The sequence below is a fragment of the Paucimonas lemoignei genome (assembly GCF_004342585.1).
Classification (GTDB): Bacteria; Pseudomonadota; Gammaproteobacteria; order Burkholderiales; family Burkholderiaceae_D; genus Paucimonas; species Paucimonas lemoignei.
The window spans coordinates 72,828-95,533 of record NZ_SLZQ01000004.1; the positions used below are offsets into that span (position 1 = coordinate 72,828).

Below are 22,706 nucleotides of genomic sequence, written 5' to 3' on the forward strand. Positions count from 1 at the left end.
ATTGCCATGAAACAGTCTCTTCAGCTACGCGTTTCCCAACATCTGGCATTAACGCCCCAGCTACAACAATCGATCCGGCTCCTGCAGCTGTCCACCTTGGAATTGCAGCAGGAACTTGAACACATCCTTGCTGAAAACCCGATGCTTGAACGCATCGACGATCCGCTCGACCATTCAGTTCGCCTGCTTGCCGACGGCGCCATCACGCCCGGCGCCGCCTCCGCGACAACGGAAAAGTCCGGCGGAGACGATGCGCCTGCTGCCGATGGCGAGGCCTCGTATGAAAATGGCGAGGCCGGCGACTCCCCCGATTCAGGCAATGGCGAAAGCGAATGGAGTTTCGACGATGTCGCCCGCACCGGTAAAAGCCCGGATGATGACAATGCCCGCCCGCAGCTGGAAGCGCATCACGTCACTTTGCGCGAACACTTGCTCGAACAGGTGCGCCTGACCATGCACTCGCCACGCGATCGCGCGCTGGCAGAATTGATCATTGATGCGCTGGACAACAATGGTTACCTGGAAGAGCCGCTCGAGGAAATCCATGCCCGCCTGCCTGCCGAACTCGAAATCGAGCCGGAAGAATTGCGGGTGGCGTTGAAGCTGGTGCAAAGCTTCGAGCCAGCCGGCGTCGGCGCACGCGATGCCGCCGAATGCCTGTCGCTGCAAATCCGCCGCATGCCCAAAGTGCCGCTGGTGACGCGACGCATGGCACTGACCATCGTCGAGCAGCATCTGCCCTTGTTCGCTCAACGCGACTTCAACAAGCTGAAAAAACTGCTGGATTGCGATGAAGAAGATTTGCGGGAAGCACAAGCCGTCATCAGACAATGCAATCCGCATCCGGGCGCGGCGTTCGCCAGCGATTCGGCGGACTACGTGGTGCCCGACGTGATCGTCAAGCGCGGCAAGAATGGCTGGCAAGTGACGTTGAACCATGAAGTCATGCCGCGCCTGCGCGTAAACGCTTTATATGCCAATATACTCAAGCAGAACAAGGGCGAAGGGTCGCTGAACTCGCAATTGCAGGAAGCAAAATGGCTCATTAAAAACATGCGCCAGCGTTTTGATACCATTTTGCGGGTGGCCCAAGCTATTGTGGACAGGCAGCGCAATTTCTTTTCACATGGCGCGGTTGCCATGCGTCCACTTGTGTTACGTGAAATTGCTGATACACTTGGTTTACACGAAAGCACTATTTCTCGTGTTACAACACAAAAATATATGCTGACGCCGCACGGCATGTTTGAACTAAAGTACTTCTTCGGTAGTCATGTCGCAACAGAGGCTGGCGGCGAAGCTTCATCGACGGCGATACGGGCACTGATCAAACAACTCATAGGAGCAGAAGACCCCAAGAATCCTCTCTCTGATAGCAAGATCGCGGAGATGCTGGGGGAACAAGGAATGGTGGTGGCACGACGTACCGTCGCCAAATACCGTGAAGCCCTGAAAATCCCTCCAGTCAACCTTCGCAAATCCCTGTAGTTTTGTTGCGTAGTGTTTGTTGCTGTGTTCCTTCCGACCATCTCGTTGTCGGCGGAACCGCCAGTGACCTTTATAAGGAGCGCTGTATGAATCTGACCATCAGTGGACATCACCTCGAACTGACTCCCGCTCTCAGGGATTACGTGAATTCAAAGCTGGAGCGTATCCGGCGCCACTTCGACAATGTCATTGATGCCGCGGTTATTCTGACTGTCGACAATCTCACGGAGAAGGAAAAACGCCAGCAAGCAGAAATCACCTTGCACATGCGAGGCAATTATGTCCACGTGCAGGCAATTGCCCAGGACATGTATGCGGCCATTGATCTGATGGTCGACAAACTGGACCGCCAGGTCCTCAAACACAAGGGCAAGGTCCAAAATCACCAACATGAGGCGCTCAAGCACATGTCGGCGACAATGGAAACGAACCTGCCGGCGCAATAAGCCATCGTACGGATTCATCGACTGTAGTCAGGGCGCAAACTGGGCGCCCTTTTTATTTTTCACGAACATTTGCCACGTTTATCTGCCTCGAACATGACTGACCTGATTCTGCTTGAAATCCGCAATCGCCTTGGTGTTATCACACTCAACCGGCCGCAGGCCTTGAATTCCCTGTCACTGGAAATGATTCGGTCCATTACCCAAGCCTTGCTGGCCTGGCGCGATGATGATGCGATTGACGGCGTTCTTATCGAGAGCAATAGCAGCAAGGCTTTTTGCGCAGGCGGCGATATCCGTTTTTTTTATGAGTTAGGCAAATCAACGCCACAGCAAGGCAGCGCACTGATTGAAGACTTTTTTACGGAAGAGTATTTGCTCAATCAGCTGATTCATCACTATCCCAAGCCTTATATCGCCGTCATGGATGGCATCGTGATGGGCGGCGGCATGGGCATTGCACAGTGCCATGCCGCCGGCCGCCTGCGCATTGCGACGGAGCGCACCAAGATGGCCATGCCGGAGGTGAACATTGGTCTGTTCCCGGATATCGGCGGCAGCTATTTTCTCTCGCACTGTCCGGGCCAGCTCGGCACCTGGCTGGCGTTGACTGCCAATGCGATTGGCGCCGCCGACGCCTTGCATCTGGGCTTGGCAGACATGTACATCCCCTCGGCAGAGCTGCCGACGCTCAAGTCCATGCTGCAGTCGTCTGGCGGCGGCGATTTGCCCGCGCGTGCGCGCGAATTCGCTGCATCATTCGAATGTGACCCCAGCCAGCTTGCATTGCAGCGGGAAGTAATTGACCGTCACTTTGCATTCGACGACGTGGCATCCATCATGGCATCACTGGAATCTGATCCTTCGCCATTTACGCAAGACACCTTGAGCGTCATGAAGAAGCGCTCCCCCTTGATGCTGGTCGTGACTTTGCAGGAATTGCGGCGCGGTGCGCACATGAGCATCGAAGAATGCCTGCGGATGGAGCGGTCGATGATGCGCCATTGCTTCATGGGTGGCGAAGCGCTGGAAGGCATCCGCGCGACGGTCATTGATAAAGACATGCGCCCGACCTGGTCGCCGGCCGCGCTGGACGACGTCGCGCCGGAAATGGTGGAAGAGTTCTTCCAGCCGGTCTGGCCTGACCATGCGCACCCCTTACGCAACTGGTTGTAGGCGCCGTACTGTAGTTATTAGAATAGATTCGGCTCGCCAGGCTGGCTAAGCCGAGGCACAGCGCTATATCTCGTCGATCAGGAACAGCCGGCGATGCTCGCGCATGGCGTAACGGTCAGTCATCCCGGCGATATAGTCGGCGACCTTGCGCGCCTGGCGCATCGTGTCGCCATCCGCCACTTGATAATCCGGAGCGAGCAGGCGCGGCTCGGCCATGAAGGCGTCGAACAGTTCGCGCACGATGCGGCGCGCCTTGCTGGTCATGCGATTAACCTGATAGTGCCGGTACAGGTTTTCGCGAAGGAAGCGCTTGAGCAGATTTTCTTCCTGGCGCATGGCATCGGAAAAACTGATGAGCGCCGGTGCATTACGCACGTCTTCCAGGCTCTGCACGCCGGCATCGCGGATCTTCGCTTCCGATGTGCGGATAAGGTCGGTGACCAGCGTATTGATCATGCGACGCACCGTTTCATTGATCATGCGCCGCCCGCTGATGCCGGGATACGCCGCTTCCGCCTCGGCGCGATGACGGGAGAAGAAATCGACCTCATTCAACTGCTCGATGGAGAGCAGTCCGGAACGCAAGCCGTCATCGATATCGTGATTGTTATAGGCGATCTCGTCGGCCAGGTTGGCCAGTTGTGCTTCCAGCGTCGGCTGCTTCTTATCGATGAAGCGCTGGCCGACATCGCCAAGCAATTTAGCGTTGGGAATGGAACAATGCTTGAGTATGCCTTCGCGCGTTTCGAACATCAGGTTCAGGCCATCGAAGGCGCCGTAACGCTCTTCCAGCTTGTCGACCACGCGCAGGCTTTGCAGGTTATGCTCGAAGCCGCCATAGTGCTCCATGCAGGCGTTCAAGGCGTCCTGGCCGGCATGACCGAAGGGGGTGTGGCCGAGGTCGTGCGCCAGCGAGATGGCTTCCACCAGGTCTTCGTTCAAGCGCAGATTGCGCGCAATCGAGCGGGCGATTTGCGCCACCTCGATACTATGCGTCAGGCGCGTCCTGAAGAGGTCCCCCTCATGGTTGACGAAGACCTGGGTTTTATATTCAAGCCGGCGGAAGGCGGTCGAATGAACGATGCGGTCGCGATCGCGCTGGAATTCCGTGCGAGAACTGACCGGCGCCTCGGCAAATCGCCTGCCTCGCGATACGGCAGAACGGGCTGCATGGGGAGCGAGGTAGGCTTCGAGGTCCATGTCAGCCGACGCAGGATTGAATGGTATCGATCAGTACCGGCTGTGGCACTGTCGTGATCACCGCGGTGCCCAGCGGCTTCAGGAGAATGAACTTGATCTGCCCGCCTTCGTTTTTCTTATCGACTTGCATCAGTTCGATCCAGCGCTCGGCGCCCAGATCCGGCGCCACGGTCGGCAAGCCGGCAGCCTGCACCAGCGCCGTGATGCGCGCTTTGGCGGAAGCATCGATGTAGCCCAGGCGGCGCGAAAGTTCTGCCGCCATCACGATGCCGCAACCGACTGCCTCGCCATGCAGCCACGTGCCAAAGCCCAGGCCGGCCTCAATGGCGTGGCCGAAGGTATGGCCGAAGTTGAGAATGGCCCGCAATCCGCCTTCGCGTTCATCCTGGCGTACGACGTCGGCCTTGATTTCGCAGGAACGCTTGATCGCATGCGCCAGCGCACCGGCGTCGCGCGCCATCAGCTTGTCGATATTCGTCTCGATCCAGTTGAAGAACTCGGCATCGATGATGGCGCCGTGCTTGATGACTTCGGCAAGGCCCGCCGACAATTCCTGCGGCGGCAAAGTATCCAGGGTCAGCGTATCGGCAATGACCGCCTGAGGCTGATAGAACGCACCGATCATGTTCTTGCCCAGGGGATGGTTGATGCCAGTCTTGCCACCGACCGAGGAATCCACTTGTGCCAGCAAAGTTGTCGGCACCTGAACGAACGGCACGCCGCGCATATACGTGGCGGCCGCGAATCCGGTCATGTCGCCTATCACGCCGCCGCCCAGCGCCACCAGCGTGGTCTTGCGATCGCATTTTTCCGCCAATAAGACGTCGAAGATCCGCATCAGGTTTTCCCAGTTTTTCTCTTCCTCTCCGTCCGGCAGGATCACTGGAGTAACTTGCTTGCCGGTGGCTTTTAGCGAGCTGGTCAGGCGCTCGAGGTACAAGGGCGCCACGGTGGTGTTGGTAACGATCGCTACGCGGCGGCCAGGAATGTGGCGCGCGACCAAACCGGCATCGTCCAGCAAGGATTGGCCAATCGTGATGGGATAAGCGCGCTCGCCGAGGTCGACTTGCAGGTCAAAGGGAGCGAGAGTAAGGGTGGGCATAGCTTTGGTAAATGAAATGGGCTCAGGCGTCCGGAGCGGCTTGCAACGTTGACATTCCGGGCAAGCGCTCAAGCTCGATCAGAATGGTTTGCACCAGCGATTGTACGTTAGGACGGCCCGTTTCGACGACCATGTCCGCCACTTCCAGGTAGAAGGGCTCACGGATGCGCGACAGTTCTTCCAGTCGTTGACGCGGATCGGCAGTCTGCAGAAGCGGCCTGCTCTTGTCATGACTCGTGCGCTGCAAAATGTTGCTAACGCTGGCGCGCAAGTAAATGACCACGCCGCCGGCCTTCAGGCATTGCCGGTTTTCTTCTCTAAGGATGGCCCCGCCACCCGTGGCAAGGACAATACCTTGCTGCGAGGTTAGATCGCGGATCACTTCGGCTTCGCGCTGGCGAAAGCCTTCCTCCCCTTCTATTTCAAAAATCAAAGGAATAGAGGCGCCGGTACGCGCCTCTATTTCATGGTCGGAATCGATAAAAGGCCGATTGAGTTTCTTGGCGAGCGCACGGCCAACCGTGGTCTTGCCTGCGCCCATCAGGCCAACGAGGATAATGTTTCTAGTCATACAAATCAGGTCTGAACTCGCAATTCTATTGTTTTTCCTTTATTTATGCGAGTCCAGCCACTGATTTGTTTAATGTGACGTCAGCGTACGGTCAACTTATCGTTCAGGATCTTCGGCGTCAGGAAAATCAGGAGTTCGGTCTTGTCGTTGACTTGGCTAGTGTTTTTAAACAGGTTGCCTACCACCGGAATGTCGCCTAACAAGGGGACTTTCGAGATCTCTTTCCGTTCTTCCTGGGTATAAATACCGCCGAGTACAATCGTCCCGCCATTGTCAACCATGACTTTTGTCTGTACATGTTTGGTATTAATTGCCGGGCCGGCATTGGTATTTTGGCCAGGACTATCCTTGGTAACATCGACGTCCAGAATCACATTGCCGTCAGGCGTAATTTGCGGCGTGACTTCCAGCTTCAGATTGGCCTTTTTAAAGGCAACAGAAGTTGCACCGCTGCTGGTGGCTTGCTGATAAGGCAATTCCGTACCCTGTTCAATCAATGCCTTTAACTGATCGGCTGTAACGATACGTGGGCTGGAAATAATCTTGCCCTTGCCGTCCGCTTCCAATGCAGACAGTTCCAGGCTGATAAATCGTGTCGCAGCCGCGTTGAACAGCGATAAGGCGATCGAACCGGCAGGGTTACCCGTACGGCTAATGGCAGGCAAGTTGATGTTGTTGCCGTTCACCGTCTGCAAATTATTCAAGTTAATCCCTGGCGCACTTGCGTCAGCGTTTTGCTGGCCGCCAGCTTCCACGACGTTATTGCCGCCACGGGACGACCTTTGCAATCCAAATCCGAGCTTGGCACCCAGATCCTTGCTAAAGGTATCACTGGCTTCAACAATACGCGCTTCGATCAATACCTGTCTGGATGCCACGTCCGTCTTTTGAATTAACTTACGGACTTCCTCCAATTTGGAAGGAATATCGGTGACAAATAACTGGTTGGTACGGGGATCGATCACCGCGCTGCCGCGTTTGGACAAAATACGGTTGTTGTTCGCCCCGCTTCCACCATCCAGGGCAAACACCTGCTTGAACGATTCTGCCTTTTGATAATTCAACTGGAAAATTTCAGTTTTCACCGGCTCCAGTTCAGCAATCTGCGCCTTCTGTTCCAGCTCCAGCTTTTCCTTGGTCAGCAGTTCATCCTTCGGCGCAATCCACAGCACCGTACCATTCTTGCGCATGTCGAGGCCTTTAGCCTGCATGACGATATCCAGCGCCTGATCCCATGGCACATCTTTCAGGCGCAAGGTCAGGTTGCCCGTCACCGTATCGCTGGTGATGATATTCAGGCCGGTAAAGTCTGCGATAACTTGCAGCACTGCGCGAACTTCAACGTTCTGGAAGTTGAGCGACAAGCGTTCGCCGCGATAGCCTTGCGTACCTTGCGTGAGCTTGTTCGGGTCTTCCTTGATCGGCTTGACTTCGACGACGAGCTGGGTGTCGCTTTGATAGGCGCTGTGTTCCCACATCCCTTTGGCGGCAATCACCATGCGGACATTTTCGCCCTGCGGGGTTGCCACTACCGACTGCACCGGCGTGCCGAAATCCGTGACATCCATACGACGGCGCAGCACATCCGGCAAGCGCGTCTTCAGGAAATCCACGACGATAGTCTGTCCCTGCTGGCGCACATCCACACCCACTTGATTGCTCGGCAAATTGACGACGACACGCCCTTCGCCGGCGCTGCCGCGACGAAAATCGATATCCAGCAACGACGACTTGCTCGCACTGGGTGCAGCCGATGTAGCCATTGCCACGGGCTTGCCGGCCATGTTCACTGCTGTGGCCACGCCGCCGGAACCGTCAATCGTTACCACGACGGCATTACCTTCCACCGCAGTCGCATAGTTCAATGGTCGCTGCAGGTTGAATACCAGGCGAGAACGCTCACCGGCCTGGACCACGTTCACATTGCGCACATCGCCCAGGCTGATATTCTGGCTCGACACGCCGGTTTCATTGGCGGTTGCCGGAAAATCCAGCGCGATGCGCGCCGGATTGGTAATGGAAAAACCGATCGGCGGCTTGCTGACCGGATTTTTCATTTTGACCTTGACGATGACATTGGCGCCCTGCTGATTGGCAGTAATCGACTCAATGGCATTTTCCTGGGCATTGGCCAGCGCACAAACACTGCCAAGAACGGCCAGAGTCAAAAGCTGCCATGCCTTACGTTTGATCGCGCCCGCATGCTCGAACTGTCTTTTTAACGCATTCATTTTTTATTCTCCTGCAACTCTAACTTGGCTTGACGTTCGACCCATTCGCCGGACGCATCTTGGACGATTTCTTTCAACTCAACTTCGTTTTCGGTGATATTGGTGATCATGCCGAAATTCTGGCCAATGTAATTCCCCACTTTGAGGTGATACACCGTCTTGTCTGCCTGGACCAGGGCAAAGTTGATGCCTGGCTTTTGCAAGGTGCCCACCATGCGCAAGGTGTCCAGCGGATAGCTTTCCAGCGGCTCACGACGACGATCCATATCCGGCTGCAATACGCTGCTGGAATTGGCCTTGGCTTTGGCAAGCGCAATTTCCAGTTTGCTGGGATTGTAAGGATCGACGCTATCCTTTGCCGTGTAATTAAACGGCAAGAATTTTTTCGGCTCGGACAGCTTGGGCACGTTCACCCTGGTTTGCTGGCGGACTTCATCCATCCATTGGCGAACTTCCTGGTTGTCGCCATTATCACAGCCGCTTAAGACCACGCTTGCAGCGACGAGCAATCCAGCATAGTAAAATTGAGGCTTGATCATTTTTTGCCTCCCTTCTTTTTGGCTCCAGCTGCCTTACGTTGGGCCTCGACTTCTTCGCGGTCGAGATAGCGGAAGGTTTTCGCTACCGCTTCCAGGCTCAGTGTTCCACCTTCTTTGGAACTGGACAGACTCAAGTTATTCAAGGTCACGATACGCGGCAGGTTGGCGATATCGCTACTGAATGCGCCTACATCATGGTAGTTACCCGTTACCCTGATATTGATCGGCAATTCCGCATAGTAGTTTTTCACCACGACCTGGCCCGGCTTGAACAATTCAAATTGCAAGCCACGACCCAGGCCGGCCTGGTTGATATCGGAGAGCAGCGCATCCATTTCGGCCTTGCTGGGCAATTGCTTTTCCAGGGTGGCGACATACTCGCCAACCTGTTCTTTTTGCTTACGCAAAGCGTCCAGGTTGATCGCCTGCTTGACCTTATCCTGGTAGGCCTCCTTCAGCTTGACTTCTTCCTTCCTGCCAGCTTCCAGCTCTTCCAGTTGCGGACTCCAATACAGGTACCAGCCGAGAAATGCCACCAGTGCCAGCACGCCCAGCGCGCATAACAAGCGTGGCGCAATCGGCCACAAGCCGGGATGGCGACCTTCCAGACCGCGGAACTGGGCGGACAGCGATTCGCTGAAATTTTTCAAATCTGCCATGGCGCTATTCCTGTTATGGTGCTTTTGAAGCAACCGGTGCCGCAGCGACTTGGCCCGCGGCTGCTTGCTGTTGCGGCTCTTGATCGCGCGGCCGTTTGATGCCGACGTTGATAGTGAAGTCGAAGACCTTTTTCGCGCTACGTCCCTGGCCAATTCCAGTGGAGCGAATCTCGATCAGGTCCGGCTTTTCAAGCCAGGGCGAGTTGTTGCTCAAATTGCGCAGCAATTCCGACACGCGCTCATTGGATTGCGCATAGCCATTCAGGGCGATACGCTGTCCTTCCTGCTTGAATGATTTCAGGTACACGCCCTCCGGCACTTGCTTGACCAGCTCATCCATCAGGTAGACCGGCTGGTTGCGATCGCTTTGCAAATCTTCGACCGCTTGCTGGCGAGCTTTCAATGCCTCGATTTCTTCGCGCAGGCTGGCAATTTCCTTGATCTGCACATCCAGCTTGGCGTTTTCAGCCTTGATGAATTCATTGCGCTGGGTTTGGCTGGAAATTTGTGCGGCGATAATGCCGCCGACCGCCAGCACCACAACGGCACCGACGACAGCCGCCGCACCCAGCAAGGCGACGAAAGCGGCCTTGCGCTGCTTGCGCTTTTCCTCGCGATGAGGAAGCAGGTTTATCTTAACCATCAGTCGAACCTCCGCATGGCCAGACCACAAGCCACCAGGTATGCGGGCGCTTCCAGTCGCAATTGTTTTTCCCGAACGGTGGATGCCAGCTGCATCCCCTTGAATGGACTGACGACCGACGCGGAAATCTTGGTGCGGTCAGCGACAATGTCCACCAATCCCGGAATCGACGCGCAGCCGCCTGCCAGGAAGATCTGGTCGATGCGCGTGTAGGGCGTCGAAGTAAAGAAGAATTGCACGGCGCGTGTCACTTCCACGGCGGCGTTTTCAAGGAATGGCTCGAGCAATTCCTGCTCATACCCTTCGGGCAAATCGCCGTTTCTCTTTTTCGTTTCGGCTTCTTCGTGCGACAAGCCGTAAGCGCGCACGATATCCTGGGTCAATTGTCCGCCCCCGAAAGGCTGCTCGCGCTCGTAAATGGTTTCGCCGTCCAGCAGCACCGAGATATGGGTCACCTGCGTGCCGATCTGCAGCAATGCCACGATCTGGCCTTTCCCACCGCCGGGCAACTGCGTGATCAAGCGGTCGACTGCAAAACGGGCAGCATAGGATTCAATATCCATGACCACCGGCTTCAATCCTGCCGCCTCAGCCACCGCGACGCGGTCTTCGACCTTTTCCTTGCGGGTTGCGGCCAGCAGGACTTCCACGTCTTCCGGCGAGTTTTGTGCCGGGCCGCATACGTCGAAATCGAGGCTCACCTCATCCAAGGCAAAAGGAATGTATTGACTGGCTTCCGTCTCGACCTGGATTTCCAGTTCTTCCTCAAGCAAACCACCCGGCAGGATGATTTTCTTGGTAATCACCGAGGCGGGCGGCATACCGAGCGCTACATGCTTGGCTTTCGTGCCACTCTTTTTCCAGACGCGGCGCACCGCATCCGAAACCTGCTCGATGTTTTCAATGTTGCCATCGACAACCGCGCCACGCGGCAAGGGCTCTGAAGCGAAACGCTCCAGGCGCAATTCATTTTTGCCAGCTTGCGATAGTTCGACGAGTTTTACACCCGAAGTACTGATATCCAGGCCGACCAACGGCGAATTTGCTTTACCGAATAAGGAACCAAGATCTAGGGCCAAGGCCAGGTCTCCCCTGAAAATGCACTCTTGTTTTGAACTGTTCGCCCAATCACATGCCTAATAGACGAGTCGAATTGCGTACGGAAAATATTGTTTAAAAACCAGTGTTTAGACGAATTTTGTCAAAGGTTACATTAAATCCTAGCAATAAGATTCCTTGGGTGTAAAGAAATTTCCTTCTAGGAATTTACAAATCCGTTGCCAAAACCCCACGTAGCTAAGCCTACTAATTCCTTTTCGTGGCTTTCATAGAGGCACTTATATTTCCACGTTCACAGGCGTTTATAATGGGCCGGACAACGTTTCCTATATAAATCTTGCATGATGCCTGATCCTTCTGCTGACGATACCCGCCAGCCTGAATCTGCCCCTGCGCGACGTCGCTCCATCCCTGTCGTCATACTGCGTTTGCTAGCCGGCGCGGTTGGTACGGTAGCCGCCTTGGCGTTGGCGGGAGTCCTGGTCATAGCCTTCATTTTGGCAATGGCTTATCCCAACCTTCCCGCTCTTACTACCCTGATGGATTACCGCCCGAAGATTCCTTTGCGGATTTTTTCGGCGGATAACGTGTTGATTGGTGAATTCGGCGAAGAACGACGCAGCATGGTGCGGGTCAAGGACATTCCTGACATTATGAAAAAAGCCGTGCTGGCGATCGAGGATGACCGTTTTTACGAGCACAGCGGCGTGGATTATCTGGGTATCGTGCGCGCTGCCCTTCACAATGTCACCGGCGGCAGCAAGCAGGGGGCTTCCACGATCACGCAGCAGGTGGCGCGCAACTTCTTCCTGTCGAGCGAGCAGACCGTCAAGCGCAAGGTGTATGAAATGCTGCTGGCGTGGAAAATTGAACAGAATCTGTCCAAGGACCAGATTCTCGAAATCTATATGAACCAGATTTATCTGGGGCAGCGCGCCTATGGCTTTGCCTCCGCCGCGCAAATCTATTTCGGCAAGAAGCTCAATCAACTTTCCGTCGCCGAGGCAGCCATGCTGGCCGGCTTGCCCAAGGCGCCGTCGGCTTACAATCCGGTCGCCAATCCCAAGCGCGCCAAGGTACGGCAGCAATACATCATTCAGCGGATGTACGATCTTGGCTATATCACGGCGGAACAATACGAGCAGGCCCGCAATGAATCCCTGAAGGTAAAGACCGACAGCGGCGCCTTCGGCATCCATGCTGAATATGTGGCCGAAATGGCGCGCCAGATGGTGTACGACCAGTTCAAGGAAGACACCTATACGCGCGGCTTGAACGTTTTCACGACCATTACCAAGGCTGACCAGGATGCCGCGTATCTGGCATTGCGCCGTGGCGTAATGGATTACGTCAAGCGCCATGGTTATCGTGGCCCGGAAGGCTACATGGAAATTCCGGCCAATAAGGAAGAAGCCGACAATGCCATCGAAGTAGAATTGGCCGAACATCCGGATAGCGACGATATCGTCGCTGCCGTGGTGCTGGAAGCCGATCCCAAACGCGTGCGCGCCATGCTCGCTTCGGGCGAGGAAATCGAGATCCCTGCAGCCGGCCTGACATTTGCCGCCAGCGGATTCAGCGAGAAAACCCCGCCCAACAAGCGCATCCGCCGTGGCGCCATTGTGCGCGTCACGCAGGAGGGCAAGACTTGGCATATCACGCAAATGCCGGAAGTTGAATCCGCTTTCATCGCTGCCAATACCGAAGATGGCGCCATCCGCGCCCTGGTCGGCGGTTTCGACTTCAACCGCAACAAATTCAACCACGTGACCCAGGCCTGGCGTCAGCCGGGCTCCTCATTCAAGCCGTTTATCTATTCCGCCTCGCTGGAAAAAGGCTTGTCGCCGGGGACCGTCATCAATGACTCGCCGATCAGCTTCAATGCCGGCCAGACCGGTGGACAAGCCTGGGAACCGAAGAACTATGACGGCAAGTACGATGGGCCGATGACCATGCGCCGCGGCCTGGCCAAGTCGAAAAACATGATCTCGATCCGCATCCTGCACAAGATCGGCGCCCGCTATGGCCAGGAATTTGTAACGCGCTTCGGTTTCGATGCGGAGAAAAATCCGCCCTATCTCACCCTGGCGCTCGGCGCAGGTAATGTCACGCCGCTGCAGATGGCAAGCGCCTATGCGGTGTTTGCCAACGGCGGTTACAAGGTCAGTCCATACCTGATTTCCAAGGTAACCGATAGCACCGGCAGGGTATTGACGCAAGCCACGCCGGACCGTGCCGGCGATGAATCCCATCGCGTTCTCGATGCGCGCAATGCCTTCCTGATGGATAGCATGATGAAAGATGTCGTCAAATCCGGCACGGCGACCAAGGCACTGGCATTGAAACGTCCGGATTTGGCAGGCAAAACCGGCACGACCAATGATTCGGTGGATGCCTGGTTCGCCGGTTATCAGCCCAAGGTGGTGGCTGTTGCCTGGATTGGTTTCGACCAGCCCAAGAACTTGGGCAACCGTGAAACCGGCGGCGGCTTGGCCTTGCCGATCTGGGTCAGCTACATGCAACAGGCATTGAAAGACGTGCCGGTAATGGAGCCTGTCATTCCGGATGGCATCATCCAGGTGGGCAGCGAATTCTATTACGCTGAAAATCCGCCGGGCAGCGGCGTGCGCAATCTGGGCATAGCGGAAGCGCCGCATACGCCTCCCTCCGCCGAGGAAGGCAAAACTGGCGATGAAGTGAAGAATCAGCTGTTCTGACGCCGCTTGCCTGATACAGGCAAGCTACTGACTCATGCCGTCTGGCTTATGCGATCCTTTGATCAGGCGGCATCGAGGCGGATCGGGCGACCGGCCTGCTCGCCCACCAAGCGCTCGAGGGCCGTGAACAATTCGTCGCCGCTACGCGTATCCACCCAGCGCTCTCCGCTGCGTTTGTAATGGAAGCCGCCGGAGCGCGCGGCCACCCAGATTTCCTGCATCGGCGCCTGGCTGTTAATGATGATTTTGCTGCCGGTCTCGACCAGCTCGACTTCCAGCACATTGCCGGCCCGGCTGCATTCGACATCCAGGTCGGCGGCATCAGCGGCGTGTTCCAGCGCGCGTTCAATGCCGTTCAGGGTGGTTTCGGCCAGATCCAGGAATTCCGTTTCGGTCATGCTACACTCCAGTGCATTTCGATAAACCGTGATTGTAATCGTGAAGCCCAATTTTATTTCGCCGCGCCGCGCACTTTATGCTTCGCTTGCCGCCCTGCTCTGCCTGCTCGCTGCTTGCGGGCAAAAGGGACCACTGTTCCTGCCCAGCAAACCGGCAGCGGCAACGCCTGCACCGGTCAACGTGCCGACCACAACGACGACCGTCACAACGACAACCACCGTATCCGTCCCTTCGACCACTACCCGCTAACTGAATTGCCATGTCGCATTTTGCTTACCGCAATGGCGTGCTTTGCGCCGAAAATCTGCCCCTGACTGAAATCGCCCAGCGTTTCGGCACTCCGACCTATGTCTATTCCAAGGCAGCGCTGCTGGAAAATTATGCCGCGTATGCGAATGCCTGCAAAAAGCATGGCCGCGACGACAAGACGGCGCTGGTGTGCTATTCGGTGAAATCGAACTCCAACCTGGCGGTACTGAACCTGCTGGCGCGTCAAGGCTCGGGCTTCGACATTGTCTCCGGCGGCGAATTGCTGCGCGTGCTGGCGGCGGGCGGCGATCCGCGCAAGGTGATTTTTTCGGGCGTTGGCAAGTCGCGCGATGAAATGCGCCTGGCGCTGTCGCATGACATCCTGTGCTTCAATGTCGAATCGGTGGCCGAACTGCATCGCTTGAATGAAGTGGCGGGAGAACTTGGCAAGCGCGCGCCGATTTCGCTGCGCGTCAATCCTAACGTCGATCCCAAGACGCATCCTTATATCTCTACCGGCCTGAAGGAAAACAAATTCGGCGTGGCGTTCGAGGAAGCGCTTGACATCTACCGCACTGCCGCCAAGCTGGCGCACATCCACGTCACCGGGATCGATTGCCACATCGGCTCGCAATTGCTGGATGACGCCCCGCTCCTGGAAGCGCTCGACAAGCTGATCGAACTGGTGGATACGCTGACCGACGAAGGCATTGCGATTCACCACCTCGATATCGGCGGCGGTATCGGCATCGTCTATGACCAGGACAAGCCGGTGGCAGTCGGCGATTACCTTGGCCGCCTGTTCACCCGCATCGATGGCTGGCGCGCGGCGCGTCATGGCAATGCACCGATCACGGTCTTGTTCGAGCCGGGACGCTCGATCGTCGGCAATGCCGGCATCCTGCTGACCGAAGTGCAGTATTTGAAGCATGGCGAGACAAAGAATTTCGCCATCGTCGATGCCGCCATGAATGACTTGATGCGCCCGGCGATGTATGAAGCCTGGCATGGCGTGCAAGCCGTGCGCCAGCGCGAAGGCAGTCCCAACACGTATGACGTGGTCGGTCCCGTGTGCGAATCCGGCGATTGGCTGGCACGCTCGCGTTCGCTGAACATCGAGCAAGGCGACTTGCTGGCGATTCTCTCGGCCGGTGCTTACGGCATGACGATGTCATCCAACTACAATACGCGTGGCCGGGCTGCCGAAGTCATTGTCGATGGCAGCGAAATGCATCTGGTGCGTCCACGCGAATTGCCGGAACAATTATTTGCACAGGAAAAGCTGCTGGCTTAAAGCGTAGCAATCACCCACTACCGCCGGCACTGAATAAACTGGCAGGGCCGATCAACGGGGCGCAGTTCGCAAGGGCTGCGCCCCGTTTTTCATGAAGCGCCAGTACAGCCTCAGGCCGAGCAAAATGGCGATGATCACGCCGAACAAGATGGGTTCGGCAAAATCGTTTTTCCCCGCCTTCATCCACCAGAAATGCAAAATGCCCAGCGGCGCGATCAAGTAGATCAGGCGGTGCAGCCGCTGCCAACTCTTGCCTCCGAGGCGTCGAACCATGGCATTCGTGCTGGTTAGCGCCAGCGGAATCAACAAGATGAAAGCGGTAAAGCCGACTGCGATAAACGGCCGCTTCAACACATCGCGCCACATTTCCTCTAGGTCGAAGAAGTGATCGAACCACAGGAAGGTCGTGAAATGCAGAACGGCATAAAAAAAACAAAATAGTCCCAGCATGCGCCGCAATTTGATCAGCCACGGCATTTGCAGCAGCCGGCGCAAGGGCGTAATGGCCAACGTCAGGCAGAGAAAATACAAGGTCCAGTCGCCGGTGCTGCGCGTGATGAATTCAATCGGATTGGCGCCCAGTCGGTCGGTGAACCCAAACCATATCAGGCGCGCCAGCGGCATGAGCGCCGCAAGAAACACGGCAATCTTAATTGCCCGCAGCTGCGTCGATCCCGGCTGAAACATAAGCGCCCCTATCGTCTTCAGTCAATCCGTCTCAGAAAAACTTGCGCAAATCCATGCCGGTATACAGCGATGCGACTTCACTATAACCATTGAACATCAGGGTTTTGCGCTTGCGGGTAAAGAAGCTGTCTTCACCGATACGCCGCTCGCTCGCCTGCGACCAGCGCGGGTGATCCACGTCTGGATTCACATTCGAATAAAAGCCATACTCGCGCGGCGCCGCAAGATTCCAGGCAGTCTTGGGCTCGTCGCGGGTAAAGCGGATTTTGACGATCGACTTGGCGGATTTAAAACCGTACTTCCACGGCACCACGACCCGCACCGGCGCGCCATTTTGGTTAGGCAAGACTTCGCCATACATGCCCAACGTGAGCAATGTCAGCGGATGCATCGCTTCATCCAGGCGCAAGCCTTCCGTGTACGGCCAGTCCAGCACGGGGCTGCCGATACCCGGCATCTGGCGCTTGTCTGCCAAGGAGATGAATTCGATGTACTTGGCATTCCCCGTCGGCTCGACTTTTTTGATTAATGCCGAGAGCGAATACCCGATCCAGGGAATCACCATGGACCAGCCTTCAACGCAACGCAGGCGATAGATGCGTTCTTCCAGCGGCGCCAGCTTGCGCAGGCTATCGATATCCATGACTTGGGGCTTCTTGACTTCGCCCTCGATCGCCACAGTCCAGGGAGTGGTTTTCAAGGAGCCGCCATAGCGGGAAGGATCGGTCTTGTCCGTGCCGAACTCATAAAAATTATTGTACGTCGTGGCATCCTTGTAGGCTGTCGGCTTATCCATGACCACGTACGCGGCATTCCTTGTCGCCGGCAGCTTCTGCGCCGTGGCGGACTGGGCAAATGCCTCGCGCCCGAGCATTTCCAGTAACGCGCCGCCTGCAATCGACCCCAGCGCCATACGCTGGATGAATTGACGACGCGATTCGAATACCTCGCGCAGCGTAATTTCCGAAGCAAAAGGCCGGTCGATTCCATTGGGATTCTGCTTGAATAACATGGGATGCTCCATCAAGGTCTGGCTATCTATGCAGAATAGTCGATTATCCCGGTACAAACCTTACATCTTGTTTTACGATTGCAGCCTTGCATGAACGGCTTGGGCGACTTCCAGCATGCGCGCCTTGGTGATACCTCCCGACAAGGCATAGCCATAGTTTTGGTCAATCCAGTAGAACACGGTATTGCCGCCTTTTTCCATGAGCTGAAAACCGGTTCCCGGATGCGTACGTCCCGCATGCTTGACCGTCAGCGTCAAGCGTTCGCCCGTCGCCGATTCATACATCAATTGCGCCAAGGGGCCTTCGCCGCTCGGCAGCAAGCGTCCGCCAAGCAAGGTGAATCCCTGCTGCTGCAAGTCGGGAGCGCGAATCGGCGCGTCGAGCCGCTTGGAAAGCCAGGTCAGCAAATGTGCCTGCTGCTCGGCGCTGACTTCGACCGGATGACGCTTTTCCGCGACAAACAAGACATGGGCCGCCAACGCATCCTTGGCAAACGCCGCCGCGCCGGCTGTCACGGTGGGTGGGGCGAGATAACCATGGGCAAACCATCCGGCAATCAAGCCGCAAGCCATGCAAACGATGCCAGCGGCCAGCGCTCTTAACATGGGCTGCGGCTTCAACGCTGCTGTCAATCGCATGGGAATGGCTTCATTCATGATGCCGTCGTAAAGGCGATGCATCGCCTGGTTTTGCTCGCGCCATTGGTGCACCTGTTCCTGTTCCTGCGCCTGCGGCTGGCTAGCCAGATAACCTTCGACCTGCGCGCGCCTGTCGGCATCGAGCTGGCCATCGACATAGGCGTGCAAATCCCTTTCCCCGATCGGTGCCGTCATTTCACTTTACTCTGCTTAAATGCGTGGGCTTGGCAATACTTGAATCCGCCTGCCCGGATAGAATCGCGCGCAACTGGCTGCGTGCCCGCGTCAGCCGCGACATGACAGTGCCAATCGGCACTCCCAGGATCCCTGCGGCTTCCTGATAACTGACCTGCTCCAGTCCCACCAGCACGATGACAGCGCGATGGTCGGGCGACAGGCTGGCCAATGCCCGCTGCATGTCGAGCAACGTCCCCTCATCCGCTGCATTGCCCGGCTCAGGCATGCGTGGCGTAGTTGGCTCTTCCTGCTGACGGCGGTTACGTGCCAAATCGTTGAGATAGAGGCGATACAGGATCGTCATCAGCCAGGACGTCAGGTTGCCCTGTAGCCGGAAAAGCCAGCGGCGCCGCAGCGCCCGCTCCAGCGTATCCTGGACCAGATCATCCGCCCAGGCGGCATTGTGTGTCAAAGCCCGCGCGTAGCGCCGCAGGCGCGGGATCTGCAATGCCAATTCCTGGGAAAAGTCCGGCACGGCGCGCGACGCTTAAGGCTTGGCGACATGCCATTGGTTATTCAGGAAACCGTCACCCGTCTTGTCGCCCGGCTTTTGGTCCTTGGTCCAGGTATAGAGCGGCTTGCCCTTGTACGCCCATTGCTTCGTGCCATCGTCGCGCGTGACGATCGTGTAATCACCCGACGATTTGGCATCGGCCTGTGCCGTCAGCGGCGGCCAGTTGGTTGCGCAGGGACCGTTGCAGGCACTCTTGCCGCCGCTGTCGCGGTCAAAAGTGTAGAGCGTCATGCCAGCCTGGTTGATCAATACGCCATCGCTGGTCTTGACCGGAGCCTGCGCGCCCGCCATCGAGGCGCAGGCAGCCAGCAGTACAGCCAGCGTTGCCGGAAAAATGGCGGAAATGGATTTCATGAAGTCCTCGCTTAAAAGGTTGATCGGATGCGACAGAGAGCGCCGCACCCGAGGTAAACAACCCGGACTGTCGAATTATTCCATTCGCCTTAAAATTTTTTTACAGCTCGCCGTAGGAATGGAGGCCCGACAGGAACATATTTACACCAAGGAAGGCAAAGGTCGTCACCAGCAAACCGACCAGCGCCCACCAAGCGGCAACCTGGCCGCGCAAGCCTTTCATGAGCCGCATATGCAGCCACGCCGCATAGTTCAGCCATACGATCAATGCCCAGGTTTCCTTCGGGTCCCAGGACCAGTAACCGCCCCAGGCTTCCGCGGCCCACAGGGCGCCCAGGATCGTGGCGATGGTAAAGAAGGCGAATCCGACCGCGATGGCCTTGTACATCACATCGTCGAGCAATTCCAGGGAAGGCAGCCGGTCAGCCAGCACGCCCTTCGATTTCAACAAGTAAGCAACCGAAACCATCGCCGCCAGGGCAAACGTGCCATAGCCGATGAAGTTGGCCGGCACATGGATCTTCATCCACCAGCTTTGCAACGCCGGCACCAGCGGCTGAATCTGCGCTGCATCACGACTGACCGAATACCAGAGCAGAAAGCCGACTGCCGCGGAAATAATCATCAACACGAATGCGCCCAACTGGCGCGTGCGGTAATGGTCTTCGTAATACAGGTAAAACAAGGCCGTCAGCATGCAGAACAGCACAAACACTTCATAAAGATTGGATACCGGAATATGGCCAACATCGGAACCCAGCAGATAGGATTCATACCAGCGCACCAGCATGCCGGTAAAGCCCATCACAACTGCGGCCCAGCACAGCTTGCTGCCGAGCGAGTTGCCTGTTTCGGAACGGCTCAGCAAGCCGCCCCAATAAAACAAGTTGGACAGAAAGAACAACATACTCATCCACAATATCGCCGACTGGCTCGACAATAAATACTTGAGGAAGAATTTCTGGTTGGCCGCTTCCACCACGCCGCCGTACATGCTGATTGCAGCAAGGCTCAGCAATGCCAGCAAGGCCATGACCCAGCGAACCGGTTTCCAGTGCCAGCCAAGCCAGATAAAGGTCGGCGCCGACAGTACCAGGATACCTTGCTCGTAGTAATCCATGTAGGCATTGAAGCGCTGCAGCGCAAACAGCATGCCCGCCATTAATGCCGCAGCATACAACCAGTCAACTAGCGACAGGCGCTTGAAAAAGCCAGGTTCCGGTGTATAAGCCTGAGCAGATTGTTGAGTCAGTTCCATTATATTTTCCTCATACCGTCGGCCCGCAGGCAGCTTGGCTATGTTTGGCAAACTAGTTTACTGGTTTCTCCGGCGCGCCAGCACCGCTTTGCTTCAACTGTTGGGTCAACGTCGTGAATTCCTTGTCGAAATCCAGAGTCTTACGCTGGGCATTCATCGCCATGAGCGCGTGCGCGTTACTTGGTTCCCCGGATTTTACCCATATCCAGACGCGGCGTTCACGTATGTACAGCATGGCAAAGATACCGAGCACCAGCAACAGGCAACCCAGATAGACAATATTTTTCCCTGGCGAACGGGTGACTTGTAATACGGACGCTTTCACTTCGGTGAAATCCTTCAGCTGCAGGTACACAGGAGCACCGTAAGCAAAAGAATCCGCCAGTGCGTTGGCGGCAACCTGCATGAACTGCGCATGCTTTTCATTTCCCTCCGCCGGCTTCAAACCATCCTTGGCGCGCGCCGCCTGCCACAAATCCCACAAGGTGCCGTTCAGGATTTTCATGAAGATCTCTGCCGCCTTTTCCTGCTGAGCGGCCGGCACCTTCTGCAAAAAGCGCGACACGGCGATATAACCGGCATCCTGCTCGGCACCGGCGAAGATGCCTAGGCCACGCAGTGCCGACGCCCGTAATTGTTCACGCAGGCTTGCGGTGGCGGCATCGCTGCCTGTCAGGGCGCGCTCGGCATAGCGGCGCGCAGCTTCGGCACGCAAGTCCGGATTCATGAGCGCCGCACGCAAGCGCATCCACTCGTCCACCGAACCGTTGTCATCGGCGGGAATGCGCAGATAACGGAAGCCTTCGCTGGGCGAGTCCCTCACGCCGGCAAGGAATACCTCCCCCGCTTCCGTCTCGACCGGCAACATGTAATTATGGAACTCACGGGCCTGGCCGGTCTTGTCGCGCAGCTTGTACTGTACGCTCGGGCCGATATTCTTGAATACCTTGCTGTCGGCGCCCTTGGCAGCCGATCCGAACTGCTTGTTCAGGCTGGTGGAAAACCGCTCATTGAAGGATTGGCCGGCATTCACGGCGCGCACATCCTGGCCATTATTGGCCATGTTCTCGACATTAAATGGCCTGAAACCCGACCATTCCACCGTATAGTCGCCAGCGTGCCCTTTCTCCAGCGGAGTCGAACCGCCCACTTCGCCGGCAATCGCGAAAGTCGTGCTGGCGTTGCCACTCATCGGATAGCCCACCAGCTTGAGCTTGCTGCCGCCGTCATCGAAGCTGGATTGATACACCGCCATGCCCTTATGGATCAACGGCTGATTCACCTTGATTACCGTAGCAAACCGCTTGCCGGTGTCATGGTCGATCACGGTGACATGGCTGGCAAACAGCTTGGGCATGCCGGTCGAATAATGTTCGATGACGAACTTGTCGAGCTGAATCGTGAAGGGGAGCTCCTGGATCAGGACGCCTTTGCTGCGCTGCAGGATGGCGGTATTGCTGCTGGATCCTTCGGGAATGAAGGTATTGCCGCGGAAACTGGGATTGCCTTCGCCAAGACGATGTTCCGCAGGGATCTGGGCAATGATGCCACTCCCCTCAAACGGGGTCTTGCCATACATCTTTTCCTGAAAACGAATCGGCAAATCCGAATCGAGCAAGCCGCCCAGGCAAATGATCACGATGGCGCTATGGGCGAAAATGTATCCCCATTTGCTGGCGCCGCCCCGCTTCGCCGTGACCAGCGCGGCATCGCCTGCCTCGCCCTTACTGACAACCTTGGTTCGATAGCCGGCGGCATGCAGCCTTGCGACGGCATAGCGGATGAAATCTGCCGCCGGCATGGATGCTTGCCACTCCGCCTTGTGGTGAAAATTGCGCAGCGATTGCTCCCGCACATTCTCGCGCCAGCTGCGTACATCCTTCAGCATCTTGGGCGCATTGCGCACGATGCAAAGCGAAGTCGACACTACCAGGAAGGCCATGATCAACAGGAACCACCAGACCGAGTACACGTTGTACAGGCCAAGCTTGTTGAAGACTTCAAACCAGAACGGCCCGAACTGGTTGACGTAATTATTCATTGGCTCGTTTTGCTTGAGCACCGTGCCAATGACGGATGCAATCGCGATCATCGCCAGCAGGCAGATCGCAAAGCGCATGGACGACAGCAGTTCAACCGCATCGGCCAGCCAGCGGCGCCTCGTATTGAGCTGTAGTCCGGAAGTCGTTGTTTCCATTTTCTCTACAAAAAAGCAAAAGGGGTGGCTGATGCCAC

General features: G+C 56.5%; 20 protein-coding genes and 1 pseudogene. 6 read left to right on the plus strand and 15 right to left on the minus strand.

Features of this window, described 5'->3' with window-relative positions:
- Positions 1-6 precede the first annotated feature (6 nt).
- The 3 genes from EDC30_RS07600 to EDC30_RS07610 all read left to right on the plus strand — a co-directional run bounded on the left by EDC30_RS07600 (position 7) and on the right by EDC30_RS07610 (position 3,107).
- Positions 7-1,488 carry an RNA polymerase factor sigma-54 gene (locus tag EDC30_RS07600; protein ID WP_132258233.1) on the plus strand — a complete coding sequence of 494 codons (1,482 nt, stop codon included), beginning with the start codon at positions 7-9 and terminating at the stop codon, positions 1,486-1,488.
- Positions 1,489-1,574: 86 nt separating this feature from the next.
- On the plus strand, positions 1,575-1,934 hold the full coding sequence (gene hpf, locus EDC30_RS07605) for a ribosome hibernation-promoting factor, HPF/YfiA family (protein WP_132258234.1): 360 nt from the start codon (positions 1,575-1,577) through the stop codon (positions 1,932-1,934).
- A 93-nt stretch (positions 1,935-2,027) separates the two neighbouring features.
- Entirely contained in the window at positions 2,028-3,107 is a 1,080-nt protein-coding gene (locus tag EDC30_RS07610; RefSeq protein ID WP_132258235.1) for an enoyl-CoA hydratase/isomerase family protein, read from the plus strand.
- Positions 3,108-3,170: 63 nt separating this feature from the next.
- On the opposite strand, the gene EDC30_RS07615 is transcribed toward EDC30_RS07610, so the two are convergent.
- The 7 genes and pseudogenes from EDC30_RS07615 to EDC30_RS07645 form a co-directional block, all read right to left on the minus strand.
- Positions 3,171-4,307: a deoxyguanosinetriphosphate triphosphohydrolase gene (locus EDC30_RS07615; RefSeq protein WP_132258236.1), complete on the minus strand. Its 1,137-nt coding sequence runs from the start codon at positions 4,305-4,307 to the stop codon at positions 3,171-3,173.
- A 1-nt stretch (position 4,308) separates the two neighbouring features.
- A pseudogene (gene aroKB, locus EDC30_RS07620) lies at positions 4,309-5,980 on the minus strand (bifunctional shikimate kinase/3-dehydroquinate synthase AroKB).
- Positions 5,981-6,060: 80 nt separating this feature from the next.
- Positions 6,061-8,211, minus strand: a complete 2,151-nt coding sequence (locus EDC30_RS07625; protein ID WP_132258237.1) for a type IV pilus secretin PilQ — start codon at positions 8,209-8,211, stop codon at positions 6,061-6,063.
- On the minus strand, positions 8,208-8,750 hold the full coding sequence (locus tag EDC30_RS07630) for a pilus assembly protein PilP (RefSeq protein ID WP_132258238.1): 543 nt from the start codon (positions 8,748-8,750) through the stop codon (positions 8,208-8,210). Before EDC30_RS07630 ends, EDC30_RS07625 begins: the two co-directional genes overlap by 4 nt.
- Positions 8,747-9,409 (minus strand): type IV pilus inner membrane component PilO, encoded by a 663-nt coding sequence (locus EDC30_RS07635; RefSeq protein ID WP_132258239.1) that lies wholly within the window; start codon positions 9,407-9,409, stop codon positions 8,747-8,749. The genes EDC30_RS07630 and EDC30_RS07635 overlap by 4 nt, the downstream gene beginning before the upstream one ends.
- Before the next feature lie 13 nt (positions 9,410-9,422).
- Positions 9,423-10,052, minus strand: coding sequence for a PilN domain-containing protein (locus tag EDC30_RS07640; protein WP_132258240.1), 630 nt, complete (start codon positions 10,050-10,052; stop codon positions 9,423-9,425).
- Positions 10,052-11,131: a pilus assembly protein PilM gene (locus tag EDC30_RS07645; RefSeq protein ID WP_132258241.1), complete on the minus strand. Its 1,080-nt coding sequence runs from the start codon at positions 11,129-11,131 to the stop codon at positions 10,052-10,054. Before EDC30_RS07645 ends, EDC30_RS07640 begins: the two co-directional genes overlap by 1 nt.
- A 321-nt stretch (positions 11,132-11,452) precedes the next feature.
- On the opposite strand from EDC30_RS07645, the gene EDC30_RS07650 reads away from it, so the two are divergent.
- Positions 11,453-13,828, plus strand: a complete 2,376-nt coding sequence (locus EDC30_RS07650) for a penicillin-binding protein 1A (RefSeq protein WP_243656693.1) — start codon at positions 11,453-11,455, stop codon at positions 13,826-13,828.
- Positions 13,829-13,890: 62 nt separating this feature from the next.
- Here EDC30_RS07650 and cyaY read toward each other — a convergent pair whose 3' ends face one another.
- A complete protein-coding gene (cyaY, locus tag EDC30_RS07655; protein WP_132258243.1) occupies positions 13,891-14,226 on the minus strand; it encodes an iron donor protein CyaY in 336 nt (111 codons plus the stop codon).
- A 40-nt stretch (positions 14,227-14,266) separates the two neighbouring features.
- Between cyaY and lptM the strand changes: the two genes are divergently transcribed.
- Both lptM and lysA read left to right on the plus strand, forming a co-directional pair.
- Positions 14,267-14,476: an LPS translocon maturation chaperone LptM gene (lptM, locus tag EDC30_RS07660; protein ID WP_243656694.1), complete on the plus strand. Its 210-nt coding sequence runs from the start codon at positions 14,267-14,269 to the stop codon at positions 14,474-14,476.
- 10 nt (positions 14,477-14,486) lie between these two features.
- Positions 14,487-15,770: a diaminopimelate decarboxylase gene (lysA, locus tag EDC30_RS07665; protein WP_132258244.1), complete on the plus strand. Its 1,284-nt coding sequence runs from the start codon at positions 14,487-14,489 to the stop codon at positions 15,768-15,770.
- Positions 15,771-15,821: 51 nt separating this feature from the next.
- On the opposite strand, the gene EDC30_RS07670 is transcribed toward lysA, so the two are convergent.
- The 7 genes from EDC30_RS07670 to EDC30_RS07700 all read right to left on the minus strand — a co-directional run bounded on the left by EDC30_RS07670 (position 15,822) and on the right by EDC30_RS07700 (position 22,668).
- Positions 15,822-16,457, minus strand: coding sequence for a protein-methionine-sulfoxide reductase heme-binding subunit MsrQ (locus EDC30_RS07670; RefSeq protein ID WP_132258245.1), 636 nt, complete (start codon positions 16,455-16,457; stop codon positions 15,822-15,824).
- 31 nt (positions 16,458-16,488) lie between these two features.
- Complete coding sequence (gene msrP / locus EDC30_RS07675) at positions 16,489-17,469, minus strand: protein-methionine-sulfoxide reductase catalytic subunit MsrP (RefSeq protein WP_132258246.1); 981 nt, start codon at positions 17,467-17,469, stop codon at positions 16,489-16,491.
- A gap of 72 nt (positions 17,470-17,541) precedes the next feature.
- Positions 17,542-18,303 (minus strand): anti-sigma factor family protein, encoded by a 762-nt coding sequence (locus EDC30_RS07680; RefSeq protein ID WP_132258247.1) that lies wholly within the window; start codon positions 18,301-18,303, stop codon positions 17,542-17,544.
- 1 nt (position 18,304) lies between these two features.
- Positions 18,305-18,820, minus strand: a complete 516-nt coding sequence (locus tag EDC30_RS07685) for an RNA polymerase sigma factor (RefSeq protein ID WP_132258248.1) — start codon at positions 18,818-18,820, stop codon at positions 18,305-18,307.
- A 12-nt stretch (positions 18,821-18,832) separates the two neighbouring features.
- Positions 18,833-19,213 (minus strand): COG4315 family predicted lipoprotein, encoded by a 381-nt coding sequence (locus EDC30_RS07690; protein WP_132258249.1) that lies wholly within the window; start codon positions 19,211-19,213, stop codon positions 18,833-18,835.
- A gap of 100 nt (positions 19,214-19,313) precedes the next feature.
- A complete protein-coding gene (ccsB, locus tag EDC30_RS07695) occupies positions 19,314-20,471 on the minus strand; it encodes a c-type cytochrome biogenesis protein CcsB (RefSeq protein ID WP_132258250.1) in 1,158 nt (385 codons plus the stop codon).
- A gap of 52 nt (positions 20,472-20,523) precedes the next feature.
- A complete protein-coding gene (locus EDC30_RS07700; protein ID WP_132258251.1) occupies positions 20,524-22,668 on the minus strand; it encodes a cytochrome c biogenesis protein ResB in 2,145 nt (714 codons plus the stop codon).
- Between the last annotated feature and the right edge of the window lie 38 nt (positions 22,669-22,706).

Coding starts and splice junctions, on each gene's coding strand:
- EDC30_RS07635 (WP_132258239.1), bottom strand. CDS start 9,409: ATGGCAGATTTGAAAAATTTCAGCGAATCGCTGTCCGCCCAGTTCCGC.
- EDC30_RS07630 (WP_132258238.1), bottom strand. CDS start 8,750: ATGATCAAGCCTCAATTTTACTATGCTGGATTGCTCGTCGCTGCAAGC.
- EDC30_RS07615 (WP_132258236.1), bottom strand. CDS start 4,307: ATGGACCTCGAAGCCTACCTCGCTCCCCATGCAGCCCGTTCTGCCGTA.
- EDC30_RS07700 (WP_132258251.1), bottom strand. CDS start 22,668: ATGGAAACAACGACTTCCGGACTACAGCTCAATACGAGGCGCCGCTGG.
- EDC30_RS07680 (WP_132258247.1), bottom strand. CDS start 18,303: ATGACGGCACCGATCGGGGAAAGGGATTTGCACGCCTATGTCGATGGC.
- EDC30_RS07610 (WP_132258235.1), top strand. CDS start 2,028: ATGACTGACCTGATTCTGCTTGAAATCCGCAATCGCCTTGGTGTTATC.
- EDC30_RS07690 (WP_132258249.1), bottom strand. CDS start 19,213: ATGAAATCCATTTCCGCCATTTTTCCGGCAACGCTGGCTGTACTGCTG.
- EDC30_RS07670 (WP_132258245.1), bottom strand. CDS start 16,457: ATGTTTCAGCCGGGATCGACGCAGCTGCGGGCAATTAAGATTGCCGTG.
- EDC30_RS07640 (WP_132258240.1), bottom strand. CDS start 10,052: ATGGTTAAGATAAACCTGCTTCCTCATCGCGAGGAAAAGCGCAAGCAG.
- ccsB (WP_132258250.1), bottom strand. CDS start 20,471: ATGGAACTGACTCAACAATCTGCTCAGGCTTATACACCGGAACCTGGC.
- EDC30_RS07625 (WP_132258237.1), bottom strand. CDS start 8,211: ATGAATGCGTTAAAAAGACAGTTCGAGCATGCGGGCGCGATCAAACGT.
- EDC30_RS07600 (WP_132258233.1), top strand. CDS start 7: ATGAAACAGTCTCTTCAGCTACGCGTTTCCCAACATCTGGCATTAACG.
- hpf (WP_132258234.1), top strand. CDS start 1,575: ATGAATCTGACCATCAGTGGACATCACCTCGAACTGACTCCCGCTCTC.
- EDC30_RS07650 (WP_243656693.1), top strand. CDS start 11,453: ATGATGCCTGATCCTTCTGCTGACGATACCCGCCAGCCTGAATCTGCC.
- lysA (WP_132258244.1), top strand. CDS start 14,487: ATGTCGCATTTTGCTTACCGCAATGGCGTGCTTTGCGCCGAAAATCTG.
- cyaY (WP_132258243.1), bottom strand. CDS start 14,226: ATGACCGAAACGGAATTCCTGGATCTGGCCGAAACCACCCTGAACGGC.
- msrP (WP_132258246.1), bottom strand. CDS start 17,469: ATGTTATTCAAGCAGAATCCCAATGGAATCGACCGGCCTTTTGCTTCG.